At 56.2% G+C, this 528-nt stretch carries 1 protein-coding gene and 1 pseudogene; both read right to left on the reverse strand.

Going from position 1 to position 528, the window contains the following annotated elements; translation table 11 throughout:
* Positions 1-149, reverse strand: a pseudogene (locus tag B3520_RS06200) (AAA family ATPase); the annotation flags it as partial.
* A 4-nt stretch (positions 150-153) separates the two neighbouring features.
* Positions 154-528, reverse strand: a 375-nt coding sequence (locus B3520_RS06205) for an ion transporter (protein WP_286875663.1), incomplete at its 5' end; no start/stop codon positions are given.

Below are 528 nucleotides of genomic sequence, written 5' to 3' on the forward strand. Positions count from 1 at the left end.
ACCGCCTGCAGAAATCCCCGACCGTTGGCAGTCCGCCAGCGAAAGGCCTGGGCGGTCCAGTCAATCGTCGGGTCAGTGGCAGGCAGCAAACGCTCCGCCCGGTCGAGGAGCTGATCGAGACGATCAATGATGGAATCTATTGTGGCCATGAGGTTACTCCTGAGGTGTTCGGGGTCGGCTCGACTGACGCACCAGATCCTTCAATTCGCGCAGCTCACTCTGCAACTCCCGCAAGGTAGGCTCGCCCTCCTCCTGGCGCTCTTTGCGGTGCTGCTCGTCCAGTACGTTCACGACGATCCCGATGATCATGTTCAGAAACGCGAAGGCCGACAGGAAAATGAAGGTCACGTAGAAGACCCAACTGAACGGGTAATCCACCATGGTTTCGTACATCACATCGGTCCAGTCTTCAAAGGTCATGATCCGGAACAGGGTCAACATACTGATGGCGATATCGCCCCAGAGCTCCTCATTGACGCTGGCAAAGAACATGCTGCCGATGGCGGCGTAGATATAGAAGATGATGAA

The sequence above is a fragment of the Marinimicrobium sp. UBA4509 genome (assembly GCF_002388575.1).
GTDB lineage: Bacteria > Pseudomonadota > Gammaproteobacteria > Pseudomonadales > Cellvibrionaceae > Marinimicrobium > Marinimicrobium koreense.